The following is a 20,678-nucleotide window of genomic DNA, read 5'->3' on the forward strand; positions in this document are numbered from 1 at the left end:
CGTCCCACATCACATTGTGATTGGTGGGAATCGCTTCATTATTACTCTATAACGTTGTCCGGTACCGGTTCCGGTCATGGCGCAACGTCAGCCTGTTACTCGACTTGAAATTCGACAGCGGCAAAGCAAATTCACCACTGTCAGAAATGTCACGCCATGAAGAAGATCGCGTGATCGCTTCATAACACATACTGCCGCTGTTCATTTGCCATGCCCGTGTCCAATTCCGGGTCATGTTTGCTTTACCATGGCAAACGCCGTGTTAAAGCAACCCGAACATTTAAACACGAAGCTGCTACTTAATGCAAGTCGCCCATGCGTGACGACGATCCGATCGGACATTGGGGTCAAAAATCAATCAAAATACTACCCCCATATGTGAGGAGAAATAGAGATTTTATTCACTTAAAATTAGTGTTTCGGGAAGATTATCAACCCCGTTAGCGGCTCTTTTTGCCGTGAGGTTGCGTCGACAAGCTTCCGTGGCGCATCACATGCCAATTGTGACTTAGACAACTCGCCAGGTATCCTAGCGATAAAACCCACAGGAACTTGTCTATTGAAGAATCCACGGAGAACCCAGACATGGTCATGTATTTGGTAAGAAAAACTTTGAGCTGGACGCTCGTGGTTTTCCTGGCAACCAATCTTACGTTCTTCCTGGCATCTAGCTTTCTAGATCCCAGGTCAAACTACCAAGGCAGGCGCCCACCGCTCACGCCCGAGCAGATAACCAGCCTGCTAGAACCCTATAACCTCAATCCCGAAACACCCATATTGGAGAGATGGTGGACCTGGCTCACCAACATTCTGCTGCACTGGGATTGGGGAAAATCCCCCATCGGCGAGTCGGTCAACGAACAGATTTCCTACCGCATCTGGGTCTCGGCCCAGCTCCTCCTGCTCGCCACGATCCTCTCCATCATCCTCGGTATTGCGGTCGGCGTATACACCGCCTCCCGCCAATACAAACTAGGCGACCGCATCTGGCAGGCACTCTCGATCATCGCCCTGAACACGCACATCGTTGTGGTGTCCATCGTGGTCGTCGCCATCGCCCTGAAAATCAATGATCTTGCCGGCACCCGAATCTTCTTCGTCACCGGGGCCAGTTCGCCCGGCGTGACCGGATTCGGGCCAAAACTCATCGACTACCTGCAACATCTAGCCCTACCCACCATATCGCTGCTCATCATTTCGTACGCGAGCTACCACATCACCCAGCGCACCCTCTTGCTCGACAACCTGGGCGCCGACTATGTGCGCACCGCCCGCGCCAAGGGTCTCACCCGGACCGAAGCCATTCGCAAGCATGCGCTGCGCACCTCCATCATCCCGGTGGCCACCTCCATCGCCTTCTCGGTGCCTGGCATTTTCACCGGCGCCGTGATGACCGAACGTATTTTCGCCTGGCAGGGTATGGGCACCTACTTTATCGAAACCATTAACCGCAATGACATCAACGGCGCCGTCGCCGTGGCCGCCTTTGGTGCGTTTATGACCGCCGTCGGCGCCATCATCTCCGACCTCGTTGTTGTTGCCCTGGACCCACGAGTGCGGGTGAGCTAAATGACTATCGACAAGAATCCCAACGATCTCGGCCTCGACATAGAACCCGAGGTAGAAGACGGATTGACCGCCGAGGACGCCGCCGATGTGGTGCGCGGTACCTCCCGGCTCAAACTCTATGTTCGCCGGTTCTTCCGCAATAAACTCGCGGTTGTTGGCCTGGTGATTTTCGTCCTGCTGGCGATACTGGCTGTTGTGGGCGAATACTGTGCCGCCTGGAAATTCGACGACCCGGACTTCCTCAACATTTCCTCCCCACCATCACCCGAACACTGGTTCGGAACAAACGATTCCGGCAATGACCTGTTTGCCCAAACCGCCCACGGCCTAGGGCGCTCGCTCATTATCGCCGTGACCGTATCGTTGGGCACCTCGATTCTCTCGGCGGTCATCGGCGCCGGGGCGGCCCTGTTCGGCGGATGGGTGGAAAAACTCACCCTGCTGATTATTCACTTCCTGCTGGCCATCCCCGCGTTCCTCCTGATCGCGCTCATGGTGTCCAGCTCCGGTGGTGACTGGAAAATGCTCATCATCGTGCTTATCGGCTTCGGCTGGTATTACCCGGCGCGGGTGATTTGGTCCCTGTCGCTGGGGATTCGGGAGCAGGATTATGTGCGGGCCGCCAAGTACATGGGTGTGTCGTACGCGAAGATCATTACCCGGCACATGATTCCGAATATTGGTTCGCTGCTGATTATTTATTTCGTGTTGGGCGTGGTGGGCACAGTGATGTCTGAGACTGCCTTGTCCTTCCTGGGGTTGGGTGTGAAATTGCCTGACGTGTCGTTGGGCACGTTGTTGACGGGTGGTACCGCTTCGTTGGTGTCCACGCCGTGGCAGTTTTATTTCCCGGCCGCTGTTTTGACCCTTTTGACGGTGTCGATGGCGCTTATTGCTGATGGTCTGCGCGATGCCCTCGACCCGAACTCGAAGTCTGGAGGCAACGCATGACCTCGACCACTCATGATTCTCACGAATCCGACCACACTACCACCGCTGAATCGAGCAACCCGCGGGAGCCGCAGGGCACCCCGGTGTTGGAGGTGTCGGATTTGAATGTGTCGTTTCCGTCCGAGGCGGGTTCGGTTGCCGCGGTGCGGGGTGTGAGTTTTGACCTGTATCCGGGTCGCACCCTGGGCATTGTGGGCGAGTCGGGTTCGGGGAAGTCGGTAACCTCCATGTCGATCATGGGGTTGCTGCCGCAGTACGCGAAGGTGACCGGGTCGGTGAAATATGCCGGCGAGGAATTATTGGGCAAAACCGATAAGGAGATGTCAAAGATTCGGGGGAAGGGGATCGGCATGATTTTCCAGGACCCGTTGTCGGCGCTCACCCCGGTGTTTGATATTGGGACACAGCTGGTTGAGGCGATTGTGACGCACCAGAAGGTGACGAAGCAGCAGGCGGAGAAGCAGGCTGTGGAGTTGTTGGATTTGGTGGGGATTTCGGAGCCGCAGAAGCGGATCAGAGCGTTTCCGCACGAGTTTTCCGGTGGTATGCGGCAGCGGGTGGTGATCGCTATTGCGATTGCGAATAATCCGCGGGTGTTGATTGCGGACGAGCCGACCACGGCGTTGGATGTGACGATTCAGGCGCAGATTTTGGATGTGATTAAGGTGGCGCAGCGGGAGACTGGGGCGGCCACGATCATGATTACGCACGACATGGGTGTGGTTGCGGGGATTGCTGATGATGTGTTGGTGATGTATGCGGGCCGCCCGGTGGAAAAGTCGGATGTGTTTTCGGTGTTTTCGCAGCCGCGGATGCCGTACACGATTGGGCTGCTGGGGTCGACGCCGCGGCCTGATGTGTCGAGTGATGAGCCGTTGACGCCGATTGTGGGTAATCCACCGATTTTGGTGGATTTGCAGGATCAGTGCCAGTTTGCGCCGCGGTGCCCGGTGGCGCAGCCTGAGTGTTTGTCGGGGGAGCCGAAGCTTTTGCCGCTTGCCGACGCGCCGAAGGGGGTGAGTCATGCCACGGCGTGTATTCGTTCCGGTGAGATTTGGGATCAGAAGATCAATGGGGAGCGACTGTTCCAGGTGCCGGAGTTGTCGAAGGATATTTTGGCCGGGAAGCCCCGGGATGAGCGGAAGGTGACGCTGCATGTTGCGGATTTGAAGAAGGAATATCCCATTATGAAGGGGTCACTGCTGAAACGGAAGGTGGGGACGTTCCAGGCGGTGAAGGGTGTGAGTTTTGATGTGCGTGAGGGGGAGTGCATGGCGATTGTGGGCGAGTCGGGGTGCGGTAAGACCACGACATTGTTGGAGATCATGGATTTGCAGCCGCAGTCGGGGACGGTGGTGCTCAATGGTCAGGATGCGTCGACGATGACGAAGCGGCAACGTCGGGCGGCCCGGAAGGATATTCAGATTGTGTTCCAAGATCCGATGAGTTCGCTGAATCCGCGGTTGACGGTGCGGGAGGTGATTGCGGAGCCGTTGCAGTCGTTGGGTTATGAGGGGGATGTGAATAAGCGGGTGCAGGAGTTGATGGCGTTAGTGGGGTTGGATACGTCGCAGATTGACCGGTTCCCGGGGCACTTTTCGGGTGGTCAGCGGCAGCGTATTGGGTTGGCCCGGGCGCTGGCAACGAATCCGTCGGTGATTGTGTTGGATGAGCCGGTATCGGCGTTGGATGTGTCGATTCAGGCTGGTGTGATTAACCTGCTGGAGGATTTGAAACGCAAGTTGGGGTTGTCGTATTTGTTTGTGGCCCATGATTTGTCGGTGATTCGGCACCTGTCGGATCGGGTTGCGGTGATGTATAAGGGCGAGTTTGTTGAGGTGGGGAAGGTTGATGATATTTTCGACCATCCGCAGCACCCGTATACGAAGTCGTTGTTGTCAGCTATTCCGATTCCAGACCCTCAGGTTGCTCGAACACAGAAGCGGGTGAAGTATGACCCGGATGCGGTGGCAGCGGTTGTCGTCGAAAAGCCAGAAAGTAACTAAGGGAGGTTATAAGAACATGGTGGTGAAAAACCCATATCGTATGACGGTGGTGGCGGCCTTGGCTGCTGCGGCGCTGGTGTTGGGCGGCTGTTCGGGTTCGTCGAATGGTCCGGCGTCGACGGATTCGGCGGGCGGCGTGGAGATTAAGCCCACTGGGGACTATAACCCGCTGGAGCGCGACCAAATTAGGGATGGTGGCGAGTTGAATCTGGCGGTGAGTGCGGTGGCGGAGCAGTCGAACCCGTCGCATGGGAATGCGGTGTTGGATACGACGAATCTGTGGTATTGGTATAACCCGCAGTTGGTGCTGCTTGATGGGGATGGGTCGTGGCATCCGAATCCAACATATTTGACCAATATTAAGGATGAGGTGGTGGATGGGAAGACGGTGGTCACTTACGACATCAACCCGGATGCCACCTATAATGATGGCACACCGTTGGATTGGCGGGTGTTTGAGAACACGTGGAAGCTGAGCAATGGTGAGAATAAGGACATCGTGGTGAATTCCACGGATGGTTATGATCTCATTGAGAGCGTTGCCGCCGGCGAGTCGGACAAGCAGGTGGTGGTGACGTTTAAGCAAACCTACCCGTGGTGGCCGGCACTGTTTTCCATTTTGATGCATCCTGGGGTGGCGGATGCGCAAACGTTTAATGAGGGCTATTTGAAGAATCCGCACCCGGAGTGGGGGGCGGGCCCGTATAAGGTGGACAAATACGACTATAACAGCAGCACTGTGTCGTTTGTGCCCAATGAAAAGTGGTGGGGGGAGAAGCCGAAGCTGGATCGGGTGACGTTTAGGCAGATGGAGTCGCAGGCCACCATTAATGCGTTCCAGGCTGGGGAGATTGATGCCACGGATGTGGCTACGAAGGACACGTTGGCGATTGCGAAGAGCATGAAGGATGTTGATATTCGGGGCGCGTTGCGGCCGAAGCAGTATTTCGGCATGTTTAATAGCAAGGCGCCGGGCCTGGAGGATGTGAAGGTGCGGGAGGCGTTGTTTACCGGTATTGACCGGTCGACGTTGGCGCAGATCCAGTTTAATGGGTTGGATTATACGGAGCAGCTGCCGGGTTCGATTGTGCTGTATCAAACTCAGCAGGGGTATGAGGATAATTTCAGTCCGGTGGTGCAATACGACCAGGGGAAGGCTAAGCAGTTGCTTGACGACGCCGGCTGGGCGGTCGGTAGCGATGGTATCCGGGAGAAGGACGGCAAGAAGCTGGCCTTGCGGTATGTGAGCTTTGGGGACAGCCAGTTAGTGAAGAGCACGGCGGCTGCGATGCAGAAAATGCTGAAAGATCTTGGGGTGGATTTGAGCATTGTGGAGAAGCCGAGTTCGGAGTTTTCCCGGGTGTTTGCGGATCGGGATTTTGATGTGGTGACTATGAGTATTACGTCGTCGGAGCCGTTTGGGGTGACATATTTCAAGTACACCTATGGGTCAGATTCGCAGCTGAATAAGTCGGGCACGGGCACCCCGGAGTTTGATGCGAAGATTGCCGAGTTGGAGCAGATTCCAGACCGGGAGGAGCAGACTCGGAAGGCGAATGAGCTGGAGCGGGAGGCGTTTGGGCAGTACGGCATCATGCCGTACGCGAATGGCCCCCAGTTGGTGGCGTCGAAGAAGACGCTAGCGAATTTCGGGGCGACCTCGTTCGCCTTCCCGGCGAAGGAAAATATCGGCTGGGCCAAGTAGCCGGGCTGCCGGTGCTGGCCTGGCACTAGACGCTATGAGGGCCGGCATCGGGGCCGGGATGCGTGGTTTTTCTTGTACATACTTTCACCTGTGTATTGAATTCAAGGAGTTATCATGGTGAGGAAACGGTATTGCGCGGCTATAGTGGCCGTGGTGTCGGCGGCGGCGCTGGTGTTGGCTGGGTGTTCCCAGTCGTCGCAGCAGGAGGCGTCGTCGGATTCGGCGGGTGGCGTGGAAATTAAGCTTTCCGGCGACTATAACCCGCTGGAACGCGACCAAATCAAAGATGGTGGCGAGTTGACGCTGCCGATTGGTGAGGTGACGGAGCAGTCGAATGCGTCACACGGCAATGCGGTGGTGGATACGAACACCCTGTGGTACTGGTATAACCCGCAGTTGATGCTCGCCGACGGCGACGGGACACCGCACCCGAATCCGGCGTATTTGACCAATGTGAGCGCCGAAGAGGTCGACGGGAAAACCGTGGTCACCTATGACCTGAACCCGGATGCGGTGTTTAATGATGGTACGGCTTTCGACTGGCATGTGTTTGAGAACACGTGGAAGATGAGTAATGGGGAGAACCCGGATGTGAGCATTAATGCCACGGATGGTTACGACCTGATTGAGAGCGTGACCGCCGGCGAATCCGATAAGCAGGTGGTGGTGACGTTTAAGCAGCCGTACCCGTGGTGGCAGGCCCTGTTTTCGGTGCCGCTGCACCCGGCGGTGGCGGACGCCCAAACGTTCAACGAGGGCTATTTGAAGAATCCGCACCCGGAGTGGGGTTCAGGCCCGTATAAGGTGGACCAGTTTGATTACAACAGCGGCACCGTTTCGTTTGTGCCCAATGAAAAATGGTGGGGCGAAAAACCCAAGCTGGACAAGGTGACGTATCGGCGGATGGAGTTGCAGGCCGCTATTAATGCGTTCCAGTCCGGGGAGATTGATGCCACGGTGGTGTCCGATAAGGATCGGCTGGCAGTGGCGAAAAGCATGAAGGATGTGAATATTCAGGGCACACTGCAACCCACCCACTGGGTGCTCACCGCCAACAGTAAGGCACCGAATTTGGCGGATGTGAAGGTGCGGGAGGCCCTGTTTACCGGCATTAATCGGGAAACGTTGGCGCAGATCCGGTTTAATGGGTTGGGTTATAAGGAGAATCTGCCCGGGTCGTTTGTGATGTTCCAAAACCAGAAGGGGTATGAGGATAATTTCGGGTCGGTGGTGCAATACGACCAGGATAAGGCCAAGCAGTTGCTTGACGACGCCGGCTGGGCGGTTGGTAGCGACGGTATCCGGGAGAAGGATGGCGAGAAACTCACGCTGCGCTATGTGACGTTTGGCGACGATAACCAGGGGAAGAGCATGGCGGCGGCGACGCAGAAAATGTTGAAGGATATTGGGGTGGATTTGCAGATTTCGGAGCGCCCCAGCGCGGATTTCTCCAAGGTGGTCGCCAACCTGGATTTTGATTTCCTCACCAGCGGCATTACCTCCTACGACCCCTATGGGGTGATGTATTTCAAGTACACCTATGGGTCGGATTCGCAGGTGAATAAGTCGGGCACCGGCACGCCGGAGTTGGATGAGCAGATTGCGGAATTGGAGAAGCTGCCCACCCAGGAGGAGCAGATTCAAAAAGCCAACGAGTTGGAGAAAGAGGCCTTGAAACAGTATGGCATTATGCCGTATGCGAATGGGCCGCGGCTTGTGGCGTCGAAGAAGACGCTCGCTAACTATGGGGCGATGGCGTTCGCCGTTGTGCCCAAGGAAAACATTGGCTGGGCCAAGTAGCGACCGCACACAGTTTTCACTTTGACCGCACACCTGCAAGGTGTGCGGCACTAGTAAGTAAAGGAGTTGATTGCCATGAGACGATCATCCGTGATGTCGGTGGTTGCTGTGGTGGCGGCCACCGGCCTCCTGCTCGGCGGTTGCACCTCGGATAAGAAAAACGCCAATTCCGGACCGGCGGCAACGGTAGAGATCAAACCCACCGGCGACTATAACCCGCTGGAGCGCGACCAAATCAAGGATGGTGGCGAGCTGACGCTGCCGATTCTGGAGGTTCCCGAGCAATCTAATTCGCTGCACGGTAACGCCATCGTGGATGGCACCACCCTGTGGCGGTGGTATAACCCGCAAATGACGCTCGCCGACGGCGACGGCACGTGGCACCCCAACCCGGCGTACCTCACCAATGTGAACGCCGAGGAGGTGGATGGGAAAACCGTGGTCACCTACGACATCAACCCGGACGCGGTGTTTAACGATGGCACCCCCATCGACTGGCGGGTTTTTGAAACCATGTGGAAATTCAATAATGCGGAAAACCCGGATGTGGTGGCGAATTCCACGGACGGCTACGACCAGATCGAAAGCGTCACCGCCGGCGAATCCGACAAACAAGCTGTGGTGACGTACAAACAGGCGTACCCCTGGTGGCAGGCCCTGTTCGACCGGGTGCTGCACCCATCGGTGGCGGACGCCCAAACGTTCAACGAGGGCTATTTGAAGAATCCGCACCCGGAGTGGGGTGCCGGACCATACAAAGTGGACCAGTTTGATTACAACAGCGGCACCGTTTCGTTTGTGCCCAATGAAAAATGGTGGGGCGAAAAACCGAAGCTGGACAAGGTAACATACCGGCAGATGGAGTCCCAGGCCACCATTAACGCCTACCAGGCCGGCGAGGTGGATGCGGTAGAGATCACCAATAAGGATCATTTGGCGGTGGCGAAAACCGTGAAGGACACCACCCTCCGGGGCACGCTGCGCCCGTCAAACTACCTGGTGACTCTCAATGCGAAGACCCCAACCCTGGAGGATGTGAAGGTGCGGGAGGCCGTGTTCACCGGCATTAACCGGGAAACATTGGCGCAGGTTCGGTTCAATGGCATGGACTACACGGAAAACCTGCCGGGCTCGTTCGCACTGTTCCAAAACCAGAAAGGGTACCAGGATAATTTCGGTGGCCTCGTGACCTACGACCAGGACAAAGCCAAGCAGCTGCTCGACGAGGCCGGCTGGACCGAAGGCAGCGACGGCATCCGGGAGAAGGACGGCAAGAAACTCACGCTCCGCTACGTCACGTTTGGCGACAGCCAGCTGGTAAAGAGCACCGCGGCCGCCATGCAGAAAATGATGAAAGACATTGGGGTGGATTTGCAGGTTGCAGAACGCCCCAGCTCGGATTTCTCCCAGGTGATAGCGGAACGCGAATTCGACGTGCTCACCAGCGGTTTCACCTCCTACGACCCCTATGGGGTTGCCTATTTCAAACAGGTGTACGCCTCCGATTCGGAGCTAAACAAGTCCGGCACCGGCACACCCGAGATGGACGACAAGATCGCCGAACTCCAGCAGTTGCCCACCCAAGAAGAACAAATCAAGCGGGCCAACGAACTGGAGAAAGAAGCGTTGCAACAGTATGGCATCATGCCGTACGTCAACGGCCCACAATTGTATGCAACTAAAAACGGGTTGGCGAACTACGGTTCGTATGCTTTCGCCTTAGTGCCCAAGGAAAACATTGGCTGGGCCAAGTAAGGAGTAATGATGAAAAAACGATACGGTTTAGCGGTTATTGCGCTACTGTCGGCGGCAGCGTTGACACTAAGCGGGTGCTCCGGCACGAAACAGCAGGAGGCATCCTCGGATTCCGCAGGTGGGGTACACATTAACCTCAAGGGTGACTATAATTCGATGGAGCGCGATCAAATCAAGGATGGTGGCGAGCTCACCCTCCCCATCTATGAGATTTCCGAACAGTCCAATTCCCTGCACGCCAATTCGGTGATGGACACCCTCACCCTGTGGCGCTGGTATAACCCCCAACCCGTGCTTTTCGACGGCGATGGCACGTGGCACCCCAACCCCGACTACCTGACCAACGTGAAAGATGAGGAGGTGGATGGGAAAACCGTGGTCACCTATGACATCAACCCGGACGCGGTCTTCAACGACGGCACCCCCATCGACTGGCGGGCCTTCGAAACCACCTGGAAGGTCAGCAATGGGGAAAACAAGGACTTCAGCGTGTCCAGCACCGACGGCTACGAACTGATCGAAAGCGTCACCGCCGGCGAATCCGACAAGCAGGCCGTGGTCACGTTCAAACAACCATTCGCCTGGTGGCAGGCCCTGTTTAACCAATTCATGCACCCGGCGGTATCCGACCCACAAACCTTCAACGAGGGCTATCTGAAGAACCCGCACCCGGAGTGGGGCGCCGGCCCATTCAAGGTGGATACCTTCGACTACAACGGCGGCACCGTCACATTCGTGCCCAATGAAAATTGGTGGGGTGAGAAACCCAAGCTGGACAAGGTAACATACCGGCAGATGGAATCCCAGGCCATCATTAACGCATTCCAGGCCGGGGAGATTGATGCGGCTAGTGTGGCGACGAAAGACAACCTGGCCGTCGCAAAGCAAATGAAAGACATCAATATTCTCGGCGCGCTCCAGCCGTCAAACTTCCTGCTCACCCTCAACAGTAAAACCCCCATTCTGGAGGACATCAAGGTGCGGCAAGCCCTCATCACGGGGGTCGACAGGGAAACTCTGGCGCAAATCCGGTTCAATGGGTTGGATTATAAGGAAGACCTGCCCGGCTCAATCTTCCTGTTCCAAAACCAGGAAGGCTACCAGGACAATTTCAGCTCCGCGGCGCAATACGACCAGGACAAGGCCAAGCAACTGCTCGACGAGGCCGGCTGGGCCGAAGGCGGGGACGGCATCCGAGAAAAAGACGGCAAGAAACTCAAGCTTCGCTATGTCACGTTTGGTGATGATCAAATGATAAAAAGCAGCGTGACCGGCCTGCAAAAAATGATGAAAAACATCGGGGTCGACATGCAGGTTGAAGAACGACCAAATTCGGATTTCTCCCGAGTCTTGGCGGAGAAAGACTTCGACCTCATCATGAGCGGTTTCGGCTCCACCGACCCGTTCGGGGTGCTGTATTTCAAGCAGGACTACGCATCCAATTCGGAGCTCAACAACTCCGGCACCGGCACACCCGAGTTTGATGAGAAAATCAACGAACTCTACCAGATTTCGGATAAAACCGAGCAGATCGCCAAGGCAAACGAGCTGGAGAAAGAGGCATTCGCCCAGTACGGCATCATGCCGTACGCGAACGGCCCACAACTGACCGGCGTGAAGAAGGGGTTGGCAAACTTCGGCGCCTACGCCTTCGCCGTTGTCCCGAAAGAAAACATCGGCTGGGCTAAATAATCCGTAGCCCTTGCTGCTTTACGACGACAGCCGCGTCGTAAAGCAGCCTTTTTATGGGCGCCCCACCGGCTTAGGAACAGCCAACCAACCTGACCTCACATCGCCCAAACCTGCCGCAATGGCCGAGGCGGTTTCCGACCACGACCGCAACTCGGAAATGACCAGCTCAGCCGCCGACATGCGGGCCGCAGCCATGATCTCCCGCGCACACAACCGCTGATCTGATAGAGAAAGCTCCCGCACCCAGGGGAAAAACTCCGCCATGAGATCATGACCCGGCCTTGGTGGTAACCACGATTTAGCATAGGTTTTAGTTGTAGCAGCCATAGAAACATTATAGTATGGTCCACCATGGCCCGGTTACGCACCAACTCCGCATTCCAGCGGCTCACCGCCGCCTACGCCAGCAATGAAATGGGCGTGACCATCGCCTACATCCTCATCCCCCTCGTCATCCTGGACCTCACCGGCTCCGCCACAAACGCCGGCCTGGTGACCGCCCTCGCCACCACCGCCAGCACGGTCGCCGGCATTATGTCCGGGGCCATCGCGGACCGCAGCAACCCCAGCTTTCTCCTGCGGCTCAGCTTCGGCCTGGAATTCCTCCTGTGGGGGCTACTCGGCCTCCTGCTGTGGCAAGGCACCGCCAACGTGGCGATCATCGCGGTTCTCGCCATCATCACCTCCGCCGTGGGGGCGATTGATGGGCCCAGCGAATTCGTCATCCTCAAACGCATCATCCCCACGAACCAGCTTGGCGAAGCCACCGCCATCACCGAAGCCCGCGGCTCCACCACTGGGCTCATCGGCACGCCGATCGGCGGCGCCCTGTTCACCCTGGGCGGGCACATCGCCTTCGGTATCCAATCTCTCCTCCACCTGATAGCAATCTTCCTCGTGCCCCCGGTACGCGACGCCCGCACCACCGACCCCGAAGACCAACCCGAGAAACCTCACTTCCTCCAGGATGTGAAGACCGGATTCACCCTGGTCATGGGCAATATGGGCCTGCGGCACCTCACCTATGTGGCCAGCATCGCCAACCTGGGCATGGTGCCCATATCATTCATCCTGCTTGCCGAGCTGGAAACCCACGGCACCCCTCCCCCACTGATCGGCGTGATACTGGCCTGCTTCGGCGGCGGCGTGTTGCTCGGCGCACCACTCACCGCAAAACTCACCAACCGGTTCTCGCTCGCAACACTCCTCCAGTCGGCACTGGCCATATACGCCCTCACCAGCCTGGCGCTCCTGGTCACGATCCACTACTTTTGGGTCAGCGCCGTCATCGTCCTCATCTCCGGGATTGCATTGCCCGCAATGAACTCCGCTATCACCTCGTACACGCTCGCCGTCAGCGACGAAGCCCACGTGGGGAAAATCTTCACCGCATCCGGGGTGCCCGGCATGATCCTCGCGCCCCTGGGCCTGTGGCTCGCCGGCGTCACCCTCGACCATTACGGGTTCACCATCACCATGGGGTGGGCGGCCGGCGCCCTCACCATCGCCCTCGCCATGAGCTTGGCTAGCCCGGCGCTGCGGGCCATGCCGAAACTCGCCGACCTCGCCGACCCCACCGAAGCTGAAACCCCCTGACAAGTTTTGGCCGGTTGTCACGGATAAAGGTATTCCACCCCGGCCACGCCCTTAAGCAAATCCGGGTCCACCGGCTCACCGGTGCGGAAAATCGACATCTCACCCGTCGGTTCTAAAATCATGAGCTGCACATACTTCATATTGGGAATCCCCGCCCGCCGCACCGCATGCTTCACATCGGCCTTCCGCACATGGGTTTTCTTCAACTGCTCCGCAATAATCTCCCCATGGGCCACCAACACCTGCGGCCGCCCCACCAGGGTGGCCTTAATCCCCCGCAGGTCCCGCACCATGCCAAACAGGGCCTCCATGGCCATGAGCGTCAACAGACCAATGATGCCGGCGACCAAGGTTGGTGGGTGGCCGATCACCACCCGGCCGGCCACCGCCCCGAACATGACAATGACCACCGCATCAAACGTGGTCATTTTCGCCAACACGCGAACCCCAAACACCCGCACCAGCAGTAAAAACCCCAGGTAGATACACACCCCGCTGAGTATCACCACGGGGATGCGCGCCGGGTCGATAGCGAGTTGCGATATGGCCAACTCCTGTATCCGGTCGAAGAATGTCACACGCTACCCCTGTGCCTTAGTCGTGCGCGCCCACGCCGTTCCCGGCTTTGAAGCAGGCCCGGATGATGCCGGCCGGGGTGTCGTCCCCCACCTGGGGCGCCCGCACCAGTGGGAACTGGTATTCGCTGATGTCAATACTGCGCCGACCACGCTGCTCCACCCGCAGCCGGCCCTGATACCAGAAACCCAACACGTTCTCGTCTTCGAACATGAAGACGTATGGTGCGGTGGGGTCCGGGATGGTGTCGATCATTTCGATGGCAATAATCGGCTCGTCCGAGTCGCACCATTCGGTACCCCCATCATCGACCAGGCGAAGGGGCTGGTGCAGCCGGGCCGAACCTATGCGGCGGTAGCGGCGGGCGAAAAGCTGCCGGCCATCACCATAGAAAATGAAATAGTCCGGGTAAAGGGCGCACCGCATGCGCCCGGTTCCCATGATAACCAAGGCGGAGGTTGCGGCCTGCCCCTGCGGAGTGAGCGGCACCCGGGCCGGCCGGAGGCCGGTGAGATAGGAACACAGGCTGAGGGCCTCATAGTTGGTGCTGTCCGGGGCGAGGCCAGCGCGGCGGAGGACGTCGAAAAGCTCATAGAGGGTGAGCCTGGGGTTGCCTTCCCACACGTCGGCAAGCTCTGCCATAACCTCGGAGCGCGAAATGGGTCGCATGTGCACGAATGTCCTCTCTCAAATTGATCTACGGCATACTTTACGCGGTAGCCGGTATTCTGTTGTTACCATGAGCTTTCCACGTGACCTTCGCATCGGCATTCCCGCAGTACTTGGCGGGCTGCTTGTTGTGCTGCGGTGCGTGCAGGTTTCGCAACGCACCCTGTACTGGGATGATCTAGTTATTCCGGCAAAATTTTCGCCGCTCAGTTTCACCGGCCTGTTCAGGCTGTACGACAATCATCTCATGCCGGGTTCGGCGCTGGTGCAGGTGCTGGTGGCCCGGGCCGCGCCACTGTCCTGGTGGTTGCCGGCGCTGATTATTGTGCTGCTCACCGCTGCCAGTTTTCTGCTGTGGGTTTGCGCGCTGCGGGCGCTGGCACCAGACCAACCGATGATGCGACTTATCGGCCTGGCGCTGTTGGGGTTTTCGCCGTTTCTCATGGATGCAGCCGGGTGGTGGTCGACCGCGATCAACGCCTACGCCTGGCAGTGCGCCTGCGCCGGAGTGCTGTGGCTGGTGCTGCGCAAACACCCGTGGTTCGCCGCCATTGTGCTGCTTGTGGGGCTAGTTTTTACCGAAAAATCCCTGACCATCATGCCGGTCATTGTGGTGCTATTACTCATCATCGGCAAGATCCGCTCGCACAAACTGTCGATCTTCCTGCTGGTAGTGGTGACGGCCGGCTGGCTGGCAGTGTACCTGCCGCGCCTCGACTTTGGCCTGGGCGGCACCACTAGAACCGTCACCTTCGGCCTGCCCACCGCCCTGTTTCAGGCGATCATCCCCGGCGCGTTCGGCGGCCCCTGGCAGTGGTCCCGCTGGATCCCCGGCAAAGCCTTCGCCGACCCCAGCATGCCACTTAGCATCATTGCTGTCATAGTGCTGTTTGTCCTCATGTTTCCCGCCGCTTTACGACGCCCGCAGCGCGTGTTATTGCTCATCCCCACCCTCGGATACCTCATCACCATTTGGTTTTTCCTCTTCACCGCCCGCGGCGGGGAGGAAACCAGCGAAACCCTGCTGCGCAGCATGCACTATTACGTGGACTGGTGGTCCATGACCGTGCTGGTGGGGGTGGCCGGGCTCCGGCTGCGCAACACCACCATCATCAAGGTTTTCACCTGGGTGTTTGTGGCCTCATCCATGGTGTCGACCGGCACGTGGATCGCGGCGTGGCACACCGACCCCAGCCGGGAATATTTACCAAACGTGCGTGCCGCCCTGGCCCGCGAAGGAGACACCATACTGAACCAGCAAACCCCCCTGGAAGTCCTAACGCCCCTGATGCACCCATATAATTGGGTTTCCGCCATCGCGGGCATCACACCGGTGAACGCCACCACCCAACCCCGGGTTTTCGACGCCCACGGCCTGCTGCACCCGGCGCGAATAGAACCGGTGTCCCGCTCCCAGCTGGGGCCAGAACCGGAATGCGGCTACCGGGTGTATTCGGGTGGGAGCGTGGACATTCCCATTAACCCCGGGGTGCCGTTTGGCGAATGGGTATGGGAGTTCAACTCCCTGGCCAGCACCGACGGGATGAAAGTCACCATCACCACGCCCAACGGTTTGGAACCCATTGCCGCAACAAACAGTCGAGCAATCACGGTACCGCCGCCCACCGAATTGGGCACGAAGTGGGTGCGAGTGCCGGGCGGCGGCCAGATTCTGCGGGTGGTGGTGACCGGGCCCGACCCGCAGGCGCACGTGTGCATCGGCGCCGGGGCGCTCGGGCCCCTGGTGCCGGTGGGATGATTGGTGTAAGTCATCACCCGCCGGAGACACGCGACCATTCCTCATGTCCCCTACAGGGGAAGAAACCCCGGAATGCATTTGGCAGTAGGCCGGGAGGTGGGCGTCGTAAAGCGGGGTGCTACAGCATTTTCCCATGCACGTCCCAGCCCTTCGTCTCCGCCTCGTGAAGCGCAGCCATTCGGCGGAACCCAACCGCGTGGTCGGACAAGAAGTTAGCCACCTTGATCCAGAAACCATCCTTGTGCGCGTGCACGCTCGCAAAATACTCGTCCATATTGACCCGATGCCCCAGATGCTTGCCGCAGTACAGGTGGATCATACCCTTGCCGCCCGCGGGAGCGTAATACAACGCCACCCGATCGGCCGTGTACTCCTGCGCGCGAATAACCGAGGCCTGGAGGCGAAGCGCCGTCGTCACCGGGCGGATCATCGACCGCCACAAATCCACATGCCCACACTTGATGTGCCCCAGCTCGTGGGCCAGCACAAACCGGACAAACTCCCAATCCTGATACGTGTAGCCCACGTCCACAAGGTCGGAGTGGATGACGACATATCCGCGGGACACCTGGCATTTCGACGCATATGCATTCATGACCCCATTCCCATTTTTGATATACAGCCGGGGCAGGCGGGTGATCCCCTTCCCAGCAGCGTCGGGGCGGAAGCCCATCTGCTGGGCAAGGTCATGGTAGATGGTGTAGACCTCGGGGAACTGGGCTGGGGTCACCTCCACCGCGTTAGTGATAGCGCTCCAATAAAACCATCGGATAGCAAAGAATGCGAGCGCCGGGGCAAGAATGCCAACCAAAACCCCCTGGCCGAACTCGCTTAACGACATGCCGATCAGAATCACAAAAATGCAGGCGACCACCGCCAGGATCGTCAGAATCCCACCAAAGACCAGCATTGGGATCTCCGCCCTATGGCGAAACTCCCGGACGGTGGGATGGGGTTGCGCTTGCTGCGGGGTCTGGGGTTGCGGTGGGATTTGCTGGGTCTGGGGTGGGACCTGCGGTAGGGTCTGAGACGGGGATTCTTCACCCGATCTTTCAGGGTTGTCAGGGTTGGACTTCTCGGGCTTGGGGTCGAAACTGCTCACTGTTGTGCCTCCTACGACTTGCTGGGCCTTGGCCGCCTTATTACATAATTGTGTGCCTATTAATTATGCCGGATATTATTTGATGCCTGCATGACTGAAGACTAGTGGGAAATCTATAGGAGATGGTGTGCTGAGGTCTCCGCATGAGCATCAGCCACGCTGACAGCACATGTTCTAAGCTGGGGACCTGAAACCAACACGGTTTTCCTCCAGGCATTTCCCTTACCATAAAACAGGTCCCCAGCTTAGAAGGTTTGCTGTAGTCACTGAACCGTTATCAGGGCGATCCTGATATTAAGGCGCAAAGCCGACAAGGCTACTGCACAGTTGCTAAGCTGGGGACCCAGTCTGTAGTGGGCTGCCCTCCAGGGAATTTTGGAAGGAAAAATTTAGGTCCCCAGCTTAGAGAATATACAGCCAGGTTCCCTGGTCAGGGAAGAATACCCACAAAACCCCAACCGTACAGGCAGCAGATTCGATAAGCTGGTGACCTTACCGCGAAGCCAAGATGTACCAGGAAAAACAAACGTAGGCACGAGGGTCCCCAGCTTAGACAATGTACTACCCGGGATCAGAGGATGTTCCGCACCTTGGGGCGTCGCAAAGCGGGAGGCTGCACAACCGATGGGAAGCACTCATTCACGCGTACAATGCCTCGGGTAAGGTGAAAATAGACTCACCGTTTTGCTTGACTATTGGAAAGGATCATTGAGGCATGCCAGCCCAAACCATCATTGCCCCGCCATCCACGGCGGCATTATTTTTGGTCTTCACCATCGACGAAACCGCGCCAGATGCGATCGACACAGTTCGGGACCTGTTCGCGGACTTCCCGGGACTCAACCGCACCGTCTCGTTCCGCTACCCCGACGCCGATCTTTACGGCGTGATTGGGATAGGCGCCCGACTGTGGCCGCTCATCACCTCCGCACCCATCCCCGAGCAACTGCACGAATTCCGGGAGATCCGCGGCGCCAAGCATTCGGCCCCATCCACACCGGGAGACCTCATTCTGCACCTGCGGGCAGCAAGTGTGGATATGTGCTGGGAGCTGGCCCGTATTGTTATGGATCGGCTCGCCAATGTAGCAACTGTGGTTGACGAAACCCATGGGTTTAAATTCTTCGACAACCGGGATTTACTCGGGTTTGTTGACGGCACCGAAAACCCGGAAAACAGTGACGCCGAAGACGCAGTTCATATCTCCGCCCCGTCTACCTCGCCATACATCAATGGTTCATACCTGATTGTGCAAAAATACCTGCACGATATGAATGCATGGAAGGAACTCAACACCGAAGAGCAGGAGAAAGTCATTGGCCGAACCAAACTGGACAACGTGGAACTAGACGACGCCACCAAGCCAAATAATTCCCACGTGGCCATCAATGATGTTGACAGCGACATTTACCGACTCAACATGCCATTCGGTTCATTCAAAGAACAGGAGTTCGGCACCTATTTCGCCGGCTATTCTGGTGACGTGTCAGTGACCGAGGAAATGCTGACCAACATGTTTGTTGGCAAACCCACCGGGAATTATGACCGGATCCTGGACTTTTCCTACCCGACCACCGGCACCCTGTTCTTCATCCCGTCAATAGAATTACTGGATGATTTCACGGAACAACTACCCAAACCCACCAAGTAGCGTTTCCTCTAAGCTGGGGACCTGGTTTGTGATGGGTTGACCTCCAGGGAATTTTGGGAAGAAAATTAAGATCCCCAGCTTAGGAGATCTGCTGGCGATCGTCTGAGCAGTTTGCAGCCTCCCAGGAACACTCCCCGACCCTACAGCACTGTTGCTAAGCTGGGGATCTTATTATGTCTGCCGAAATCCCTGGGGTTTTAGGTGAAATATTCATGGGACAGTTCAGATCCCCAGCTTAGATAATGTACTACCCTGCGTGAGGGCACCTTGGGGCGTCGCAAAGCAGTGAGCTGCACAACCGATAAGCTAGGGACCTTCGGAATGCAGATTTGTTTGTCCTGGCGCATTGCGGCGGCCATTGAGGAAGGTCCCCAGCTTATCGACGTTGCTACCGCTGGGGTGTGCGTCGTAAAGCAGAAAAAATCCGGCCCCCAGAATGGGAACCGGATTCTTATCTATAACCTAGACCAGCAATTACTTGATGATCTTGGTGACGCGGCCAGCGCCGACGGTGCGGGAGCCTTCGCGGATAGCGAAGCGCAGACCCTCGTCCATGGCGACCGGCTGGATCAGGGTGACGGACATGTCAACGTTGTCGCCAGGCATGACCATCTCGGTGCCCTCAGGGAGCTTCACAACACCGGTAACGTCGGTGGTGCGGAAGTAGAACTGCGGACGGTAGTTATCGAAGAACGGGGTGTGGCGGCCACCTTCGTCCTTGGACAGAACGTAGACGGAAGCCTCGAACTCGGTGTGAGGGGTGTAGGCGCCGGGCTTGGCCACAACCTGGCCACGCTCAACTTCTTCGCGCTTAACGCCACGGAGCAGCAGACCGCAGTTGTCGCCAGCTTCGGTGTAGTCCAGCAGCTTGCGGAACATTTCGATGCCGGTAACGGTGGTGGACAGAGCCTTGTCCTTGATGCCGATGATTTCGACTTCTTCGTTCACCTTCAAGGAACCGCGCTCAACACGACCGGTCACCACGGTGCCACGGCCGGTGATGGTGAAGATATCCTCGATAGGCATGAGGAAGGGCTTGTCGGTCTCACGAACCGGATCCGGGATGAAGTCATCGCAGGCCTGCATGAGGTCCAGGATGGACTGGGTCCACTTGGGATCGCCTTCCAGGGCCTTCAGGGCAGAGATCTGGATGATCGGGGCATCCTCGTCGTATTCCTGATCAGCGAGGAGCTCGCGGAGCTCCATTTCCACGAGCTCGATGATTTCATCATCAACGTCGGGGGAGTCACACTTGTTCAGTGCCACGAGGATGTAAGGAACGCCCACCTGGCGAGCCAGAAGCACGTGCTCCTTGGTCTGCGGCATCGGGCCGTCGGTAGCGGCCACGACCAGGATAGCGCCGTCCATCTGAGCGGCACCGGTGATCATGTTCTTGATGTAGTCAGCGTGGCCAGGGGCGTCCACGTGTGCGTAGTGGCGCTTTTCGGTCTGGTACTCCACGTGAGCGATGTTAATGGTGATACCACGCTCTTTTTCTTCAGGAGCCTTGTCGATGGAGTCGAAGGCGAAAGCCTGGTTCAAGTCGGGGTATGCGTCAGCCAAAACCTTGGTGATAGCTGCGGTCGTGGTGGTCTTACCGTGGTCAACGTGACCGATGGTGCCAATGTTTACGTGAGGCTTAGTACGCTCAAACTTAGCCTTTGCCACTGTATGTCCTCCTGGACTTCATGGTGGCTACGAACCTCGCAGCCACGGGTTGATATGCTGAACCTTCTGATTCGCCGTTTGAATTATTCATTCGGCAACTCATCAGAACAGCGATTACAAATGTGCCAATTACACGATCTTATGCGTTATCCGCGAGTTTTTCAAACTAACTCGAACCA

At 57.4% G+C, this 20,678-nt stretch carries 15 protein-coding genes; 10 read left to right on the top strand and 5 right to left on the bottom strand.

Features of this window, described 5'->3' with window-relative positions:
- Positions 1–585 precede the first annotated feature (585 nt).
- From HBA49_RS10180 to HBA49_RS10210, 7 genes are all read left to right on the top strand, one after another.
- Entirely contained in the window at positions 586–1,569 is a 984-nt protein-coding gene (locus HBA49_RS10180; protein WP_005519644.1) for an ABC transporter permease, read from the top strand.
- The gene (locus tag HBA49_RS10185) at positions 1,570–2,520 is read left to right on the top strand and encodes an ABC transporter permease (protein WP_005519643.1); all 951 of its coding nucleotides are present in this window, start codon (positions 1,570–1,572) and stop codon (positions 2,518–2,520) included.
- Positions 2,517–4,526 (top strand): dipeptide ABC transporter ATP-binding protein, encoded by a 2,010-nt coding sequence (locus HBA49_RS10190; RefSeq protein ID WP_005524623.1) that lies wholly within the window; start codon positions 2,517–2,519, stop codon positions 4,524–4,526. The genes HBA49_RS10185 and HBA49_RS10190 overlap by 4 nt, the downstream gene beginning before the upstream one ends.
- A gap of 16 nt (positions 4,527–4,542) precedes the next feature.
- A complete protein-coding gene (locus HBA49_RS10195) occupies positions 4,543–6,231 on the top strand; it encodes an ABC transporter family substrate-binding protein (RefSeq protein WP_005523903.1) in 1,689 nt (562 codons plus the stop codon).
- 114 nt (positions 6,232–6,345) lie between these two features.
- On the top strand, positions 6,346–8,031 hold the full coding sequence (locus tag HBA49_RS10200; protein ID WP_005524028.1) for an ABC transporter family substrate-binding protein: 1,686 nt from the start codon (positions 6,346–6,348) through the stop codon (positions 8,029–8,031).
- Between the two features lie 75 nt (positions 8,032–8,106).
- The gene (locus HBA49_RS10205; RefSeq protein WP_040431317.1) at positions 8,107–9,786 is read left to right on the top strand and encodes an ABC transporter family substrate-binding protein; all 1,680 of its coding nucleotides are present in this window, start codon (positions 8,107–8,109) and stop codon (positions 9,784–9,786) included.
- Positions 9,787–9,792: 6 nt separating this feature from the next.
- Complete coding sequence (locus HBA49_RS10210; protein WP_081455658.1) at positions 9,793–11,478, top strand: ABC transporter family substrate-binding protein; 1,686 nt, start codon at positions 9,793–9,795, stop codon at positions 11,476–11,478.
- A 51-nt stretch (positions 11,479–11,529) separates the two neighbouring features.
- Here HBA49_RS10210 and HBA49_RS10215 read toward each other — a convergent pair whose 3' ends face one another.
- Complete coding sequence (locus HBA49_RS10215; RefSeq protein ID WP_112767107.1) at positions 11,530–11,805, bottom strand: hypothetical protein; 276 nt, start codon at positions 11,803–11,805, stop codon at positions 11,530–11,532.
- Between the two features lie 24 nt (positions 11,806–11,829).
- Here HBA49_RS10215 and HBA49_RS10220 point away from each other — a divergent pair, with 24 nt between their 5' ends.
- Positions 11,830–13,074, top strand: coding sequence for an MFS transporter (locus tag HBA49_RS10220; protein ID WP_005524394.1), 1,245 nt, complete (start codon positions 11,830–11,832; stop codon positions 13,072–13,074).
- A gap of 17 nt (positions 13,075–13,091) precedes the next feature.
- Here the strand turns inward: HBA49_RS10220 and HBA49_RS10225 are convergent, their stop codons facing one another.
- Both HBA49_RS10225 and HBA49_RS10230 read right to left on the bottom strand, forming a co-directional pair.
- A complete protein-coding gene (locus HBA49_RS10225) occupies positions 13,092–13,652 on the bottom strand; it encodes a DUF421 domain-containing protein (RefSeq protein WP_005519629.1) in 561 nt (186 codons plus the stop codon).
- A 16-nt stretch (positions 13,653–13,668) separates the two neighbouring features.
- Complete coding sequence (locus HBA49_RS10230; RefSeq protein ID WP_005524696.1) at positions 13,669–14,319, bottom strand: hypothetical protein; 651 nt, start codon at positions 14,317–14,319, stop codon at positions 13,669–13,671.
- A 70-nt stretch (positions 14,320–14,389) separates the two neighbouring features.
- On the opposite strand from HBA49_RS10230, the gene HBA49_RS10235 reads away from it, so the two are divergent.
- Positions 14,390–16,078, top strand: coding sequence for a hypothetical protein (locus tag HBA49_RS10235; RefSeq protein WP_005523915.1), 1,689 nt, complete (start codon positions 14,390–14,392; stop codon positions 16,076–16,078).
- A gap of 118 nt (positions 16,079–16,196) precedes the next feature.
- Here the strand turns inward: HBA49_RS10235 and HBA49_RS10240 are convergent, their stop codons facing one another.
- Positions 16,197–17,180: a M48 family metallopeptidase gene (locus HBA49_RS10240; protein WP_005524306.1), complete on the bottom strand. Its 984-nt coding sequence runs from the start codon at positions 17,178–17,180 to the stop codon at positions 16,197–16,199.
- A gap of 715 nt (positions 17,181–17,895) precedes the next feature.
- Between HBA49_RS10240 and HBA49_RS10245 the strand changes: the two genes are divergently transcribed.
- Positions 17,896–18,831 (top strand): Dyp-type peroxidase, encoded by a 936-nt coding sequence (locus tag HBA49_RS10245; RefSeq protein WP_005524174.1) that lies wholly within the window; start codon positions 17,896–17,898, stop codon positions 18,829–18,831.
- A 474-nt stretch (positions 18,832–19,305) separates the two neighbouring features.
- Here the strand turns inward: HBA49_RS10245 and tuf are convergent, their stop codons facing one another.
- Positions 19,306–20,499, bottom strand: a complete 1,194-nt coding sequence (gene tuf / locus HBA49_RS10250; RefSeq protein ID WP_005519609.1) for an elongation factor Tu — start codon at positions 20,497–20,499, stop codon at positions 19,306–19,308.
- Between the last annotated feature and the right edge of the window lie 179 nt (positions 20,500–20,678).

This window comes from Corynebacterium matruchotii, assembly GCF_011612265.2.
GTDB lineage: Bacteria > Actinomycetota > Actinomycetes > Mycobacteriales > Mycobacteriaceae > Corynebacterium > Corynebacterium matruchotii.

Bases quoted from the DNA above. Each gene is read 5' to 3' on its own strand.
- HBA49_RS10180 (WP_005519644.1), top strand. From the start codon at position 586: ATGGTCATGTATTTGGTAAGAAAAACTTTGAGCTGGACGCTCGTGGTT.
- HBA49_RS10185 (WP_005519643.1), top strand. From the start codon at position 1,570: ATGACTATCGACAAGAATCCCAACGATCTCGGCCTCGACATAGAACCC.
- HBA49_RS10190 (WP_005524623.1), top strand. From the start codon at position 2,517: ATGACCTCGACCACTCATGATTCTCACGAATCCGACCACACTACCACC.
- HBA49_RS10195 (WP_005523903.1), top strand. From the start codon at position 4,543: ATGGTGGTGAAAAACCCATATCGTATGACGGTGGTGGCGGCCTTGGCT.
- HBA49_RS10200 (WP_005524028.1), top strand. From the start codon at position 6,346: ATGGTGAGGAAACGGTATTGCGCGGCTATAGTGGCCGTGGTGTCGGCG.
- HBA49_RS10205 (WP_040431317.1), top strand. From the start codon at position 8,107: ATGAGACGATCATCCGTGATGTCGGTGGTTGCTGTGGTGGCGGCCACC.
- HBA49_RS10210 (WP_081455658.1), top strand. From the start codon at position 9,793: ATGATGAAAAAACGATACGGTTTAGCGGTTATTGCGCTACTGTCGGCG.
- HBA49_RS10215 (WP_112767107.1), bottom strand. From the start codon at position 11,805: ATGGCTGCTACAACTAAAACCTATGCTAAATCGTGGTTACCACCAAGG.
- HBA49_RS10220 (WP_005524394.1), top strand. From the start codon at position 11,830: ATGGCCCGGTTACGCACCAACTCCGCATTCCAGCGGCTCACCGCCGCC.
- HBA49_RS10230 (WP_005524696.1), bottom strand. From the start codon at position 14,319: ATGCGACCCATTTCGCGCTCCGAGGTTATGGCAGAGCTTGCCGACGTG.
- HBA49_RS10235 (WP_005523915.1), top strand. From the start codon at position 14,390: ATGAGCTTTCCACGTGACCTTCGCATCGGCATTCCCGCAGTACTTGGC.
- HBA49_RS10245 (WP_005524174.1), top strand. From the start codon at position 17,896: ATGCCAGCCCAAACCATCATTGCCCCGCCATCCACGGCGGCATTATTT.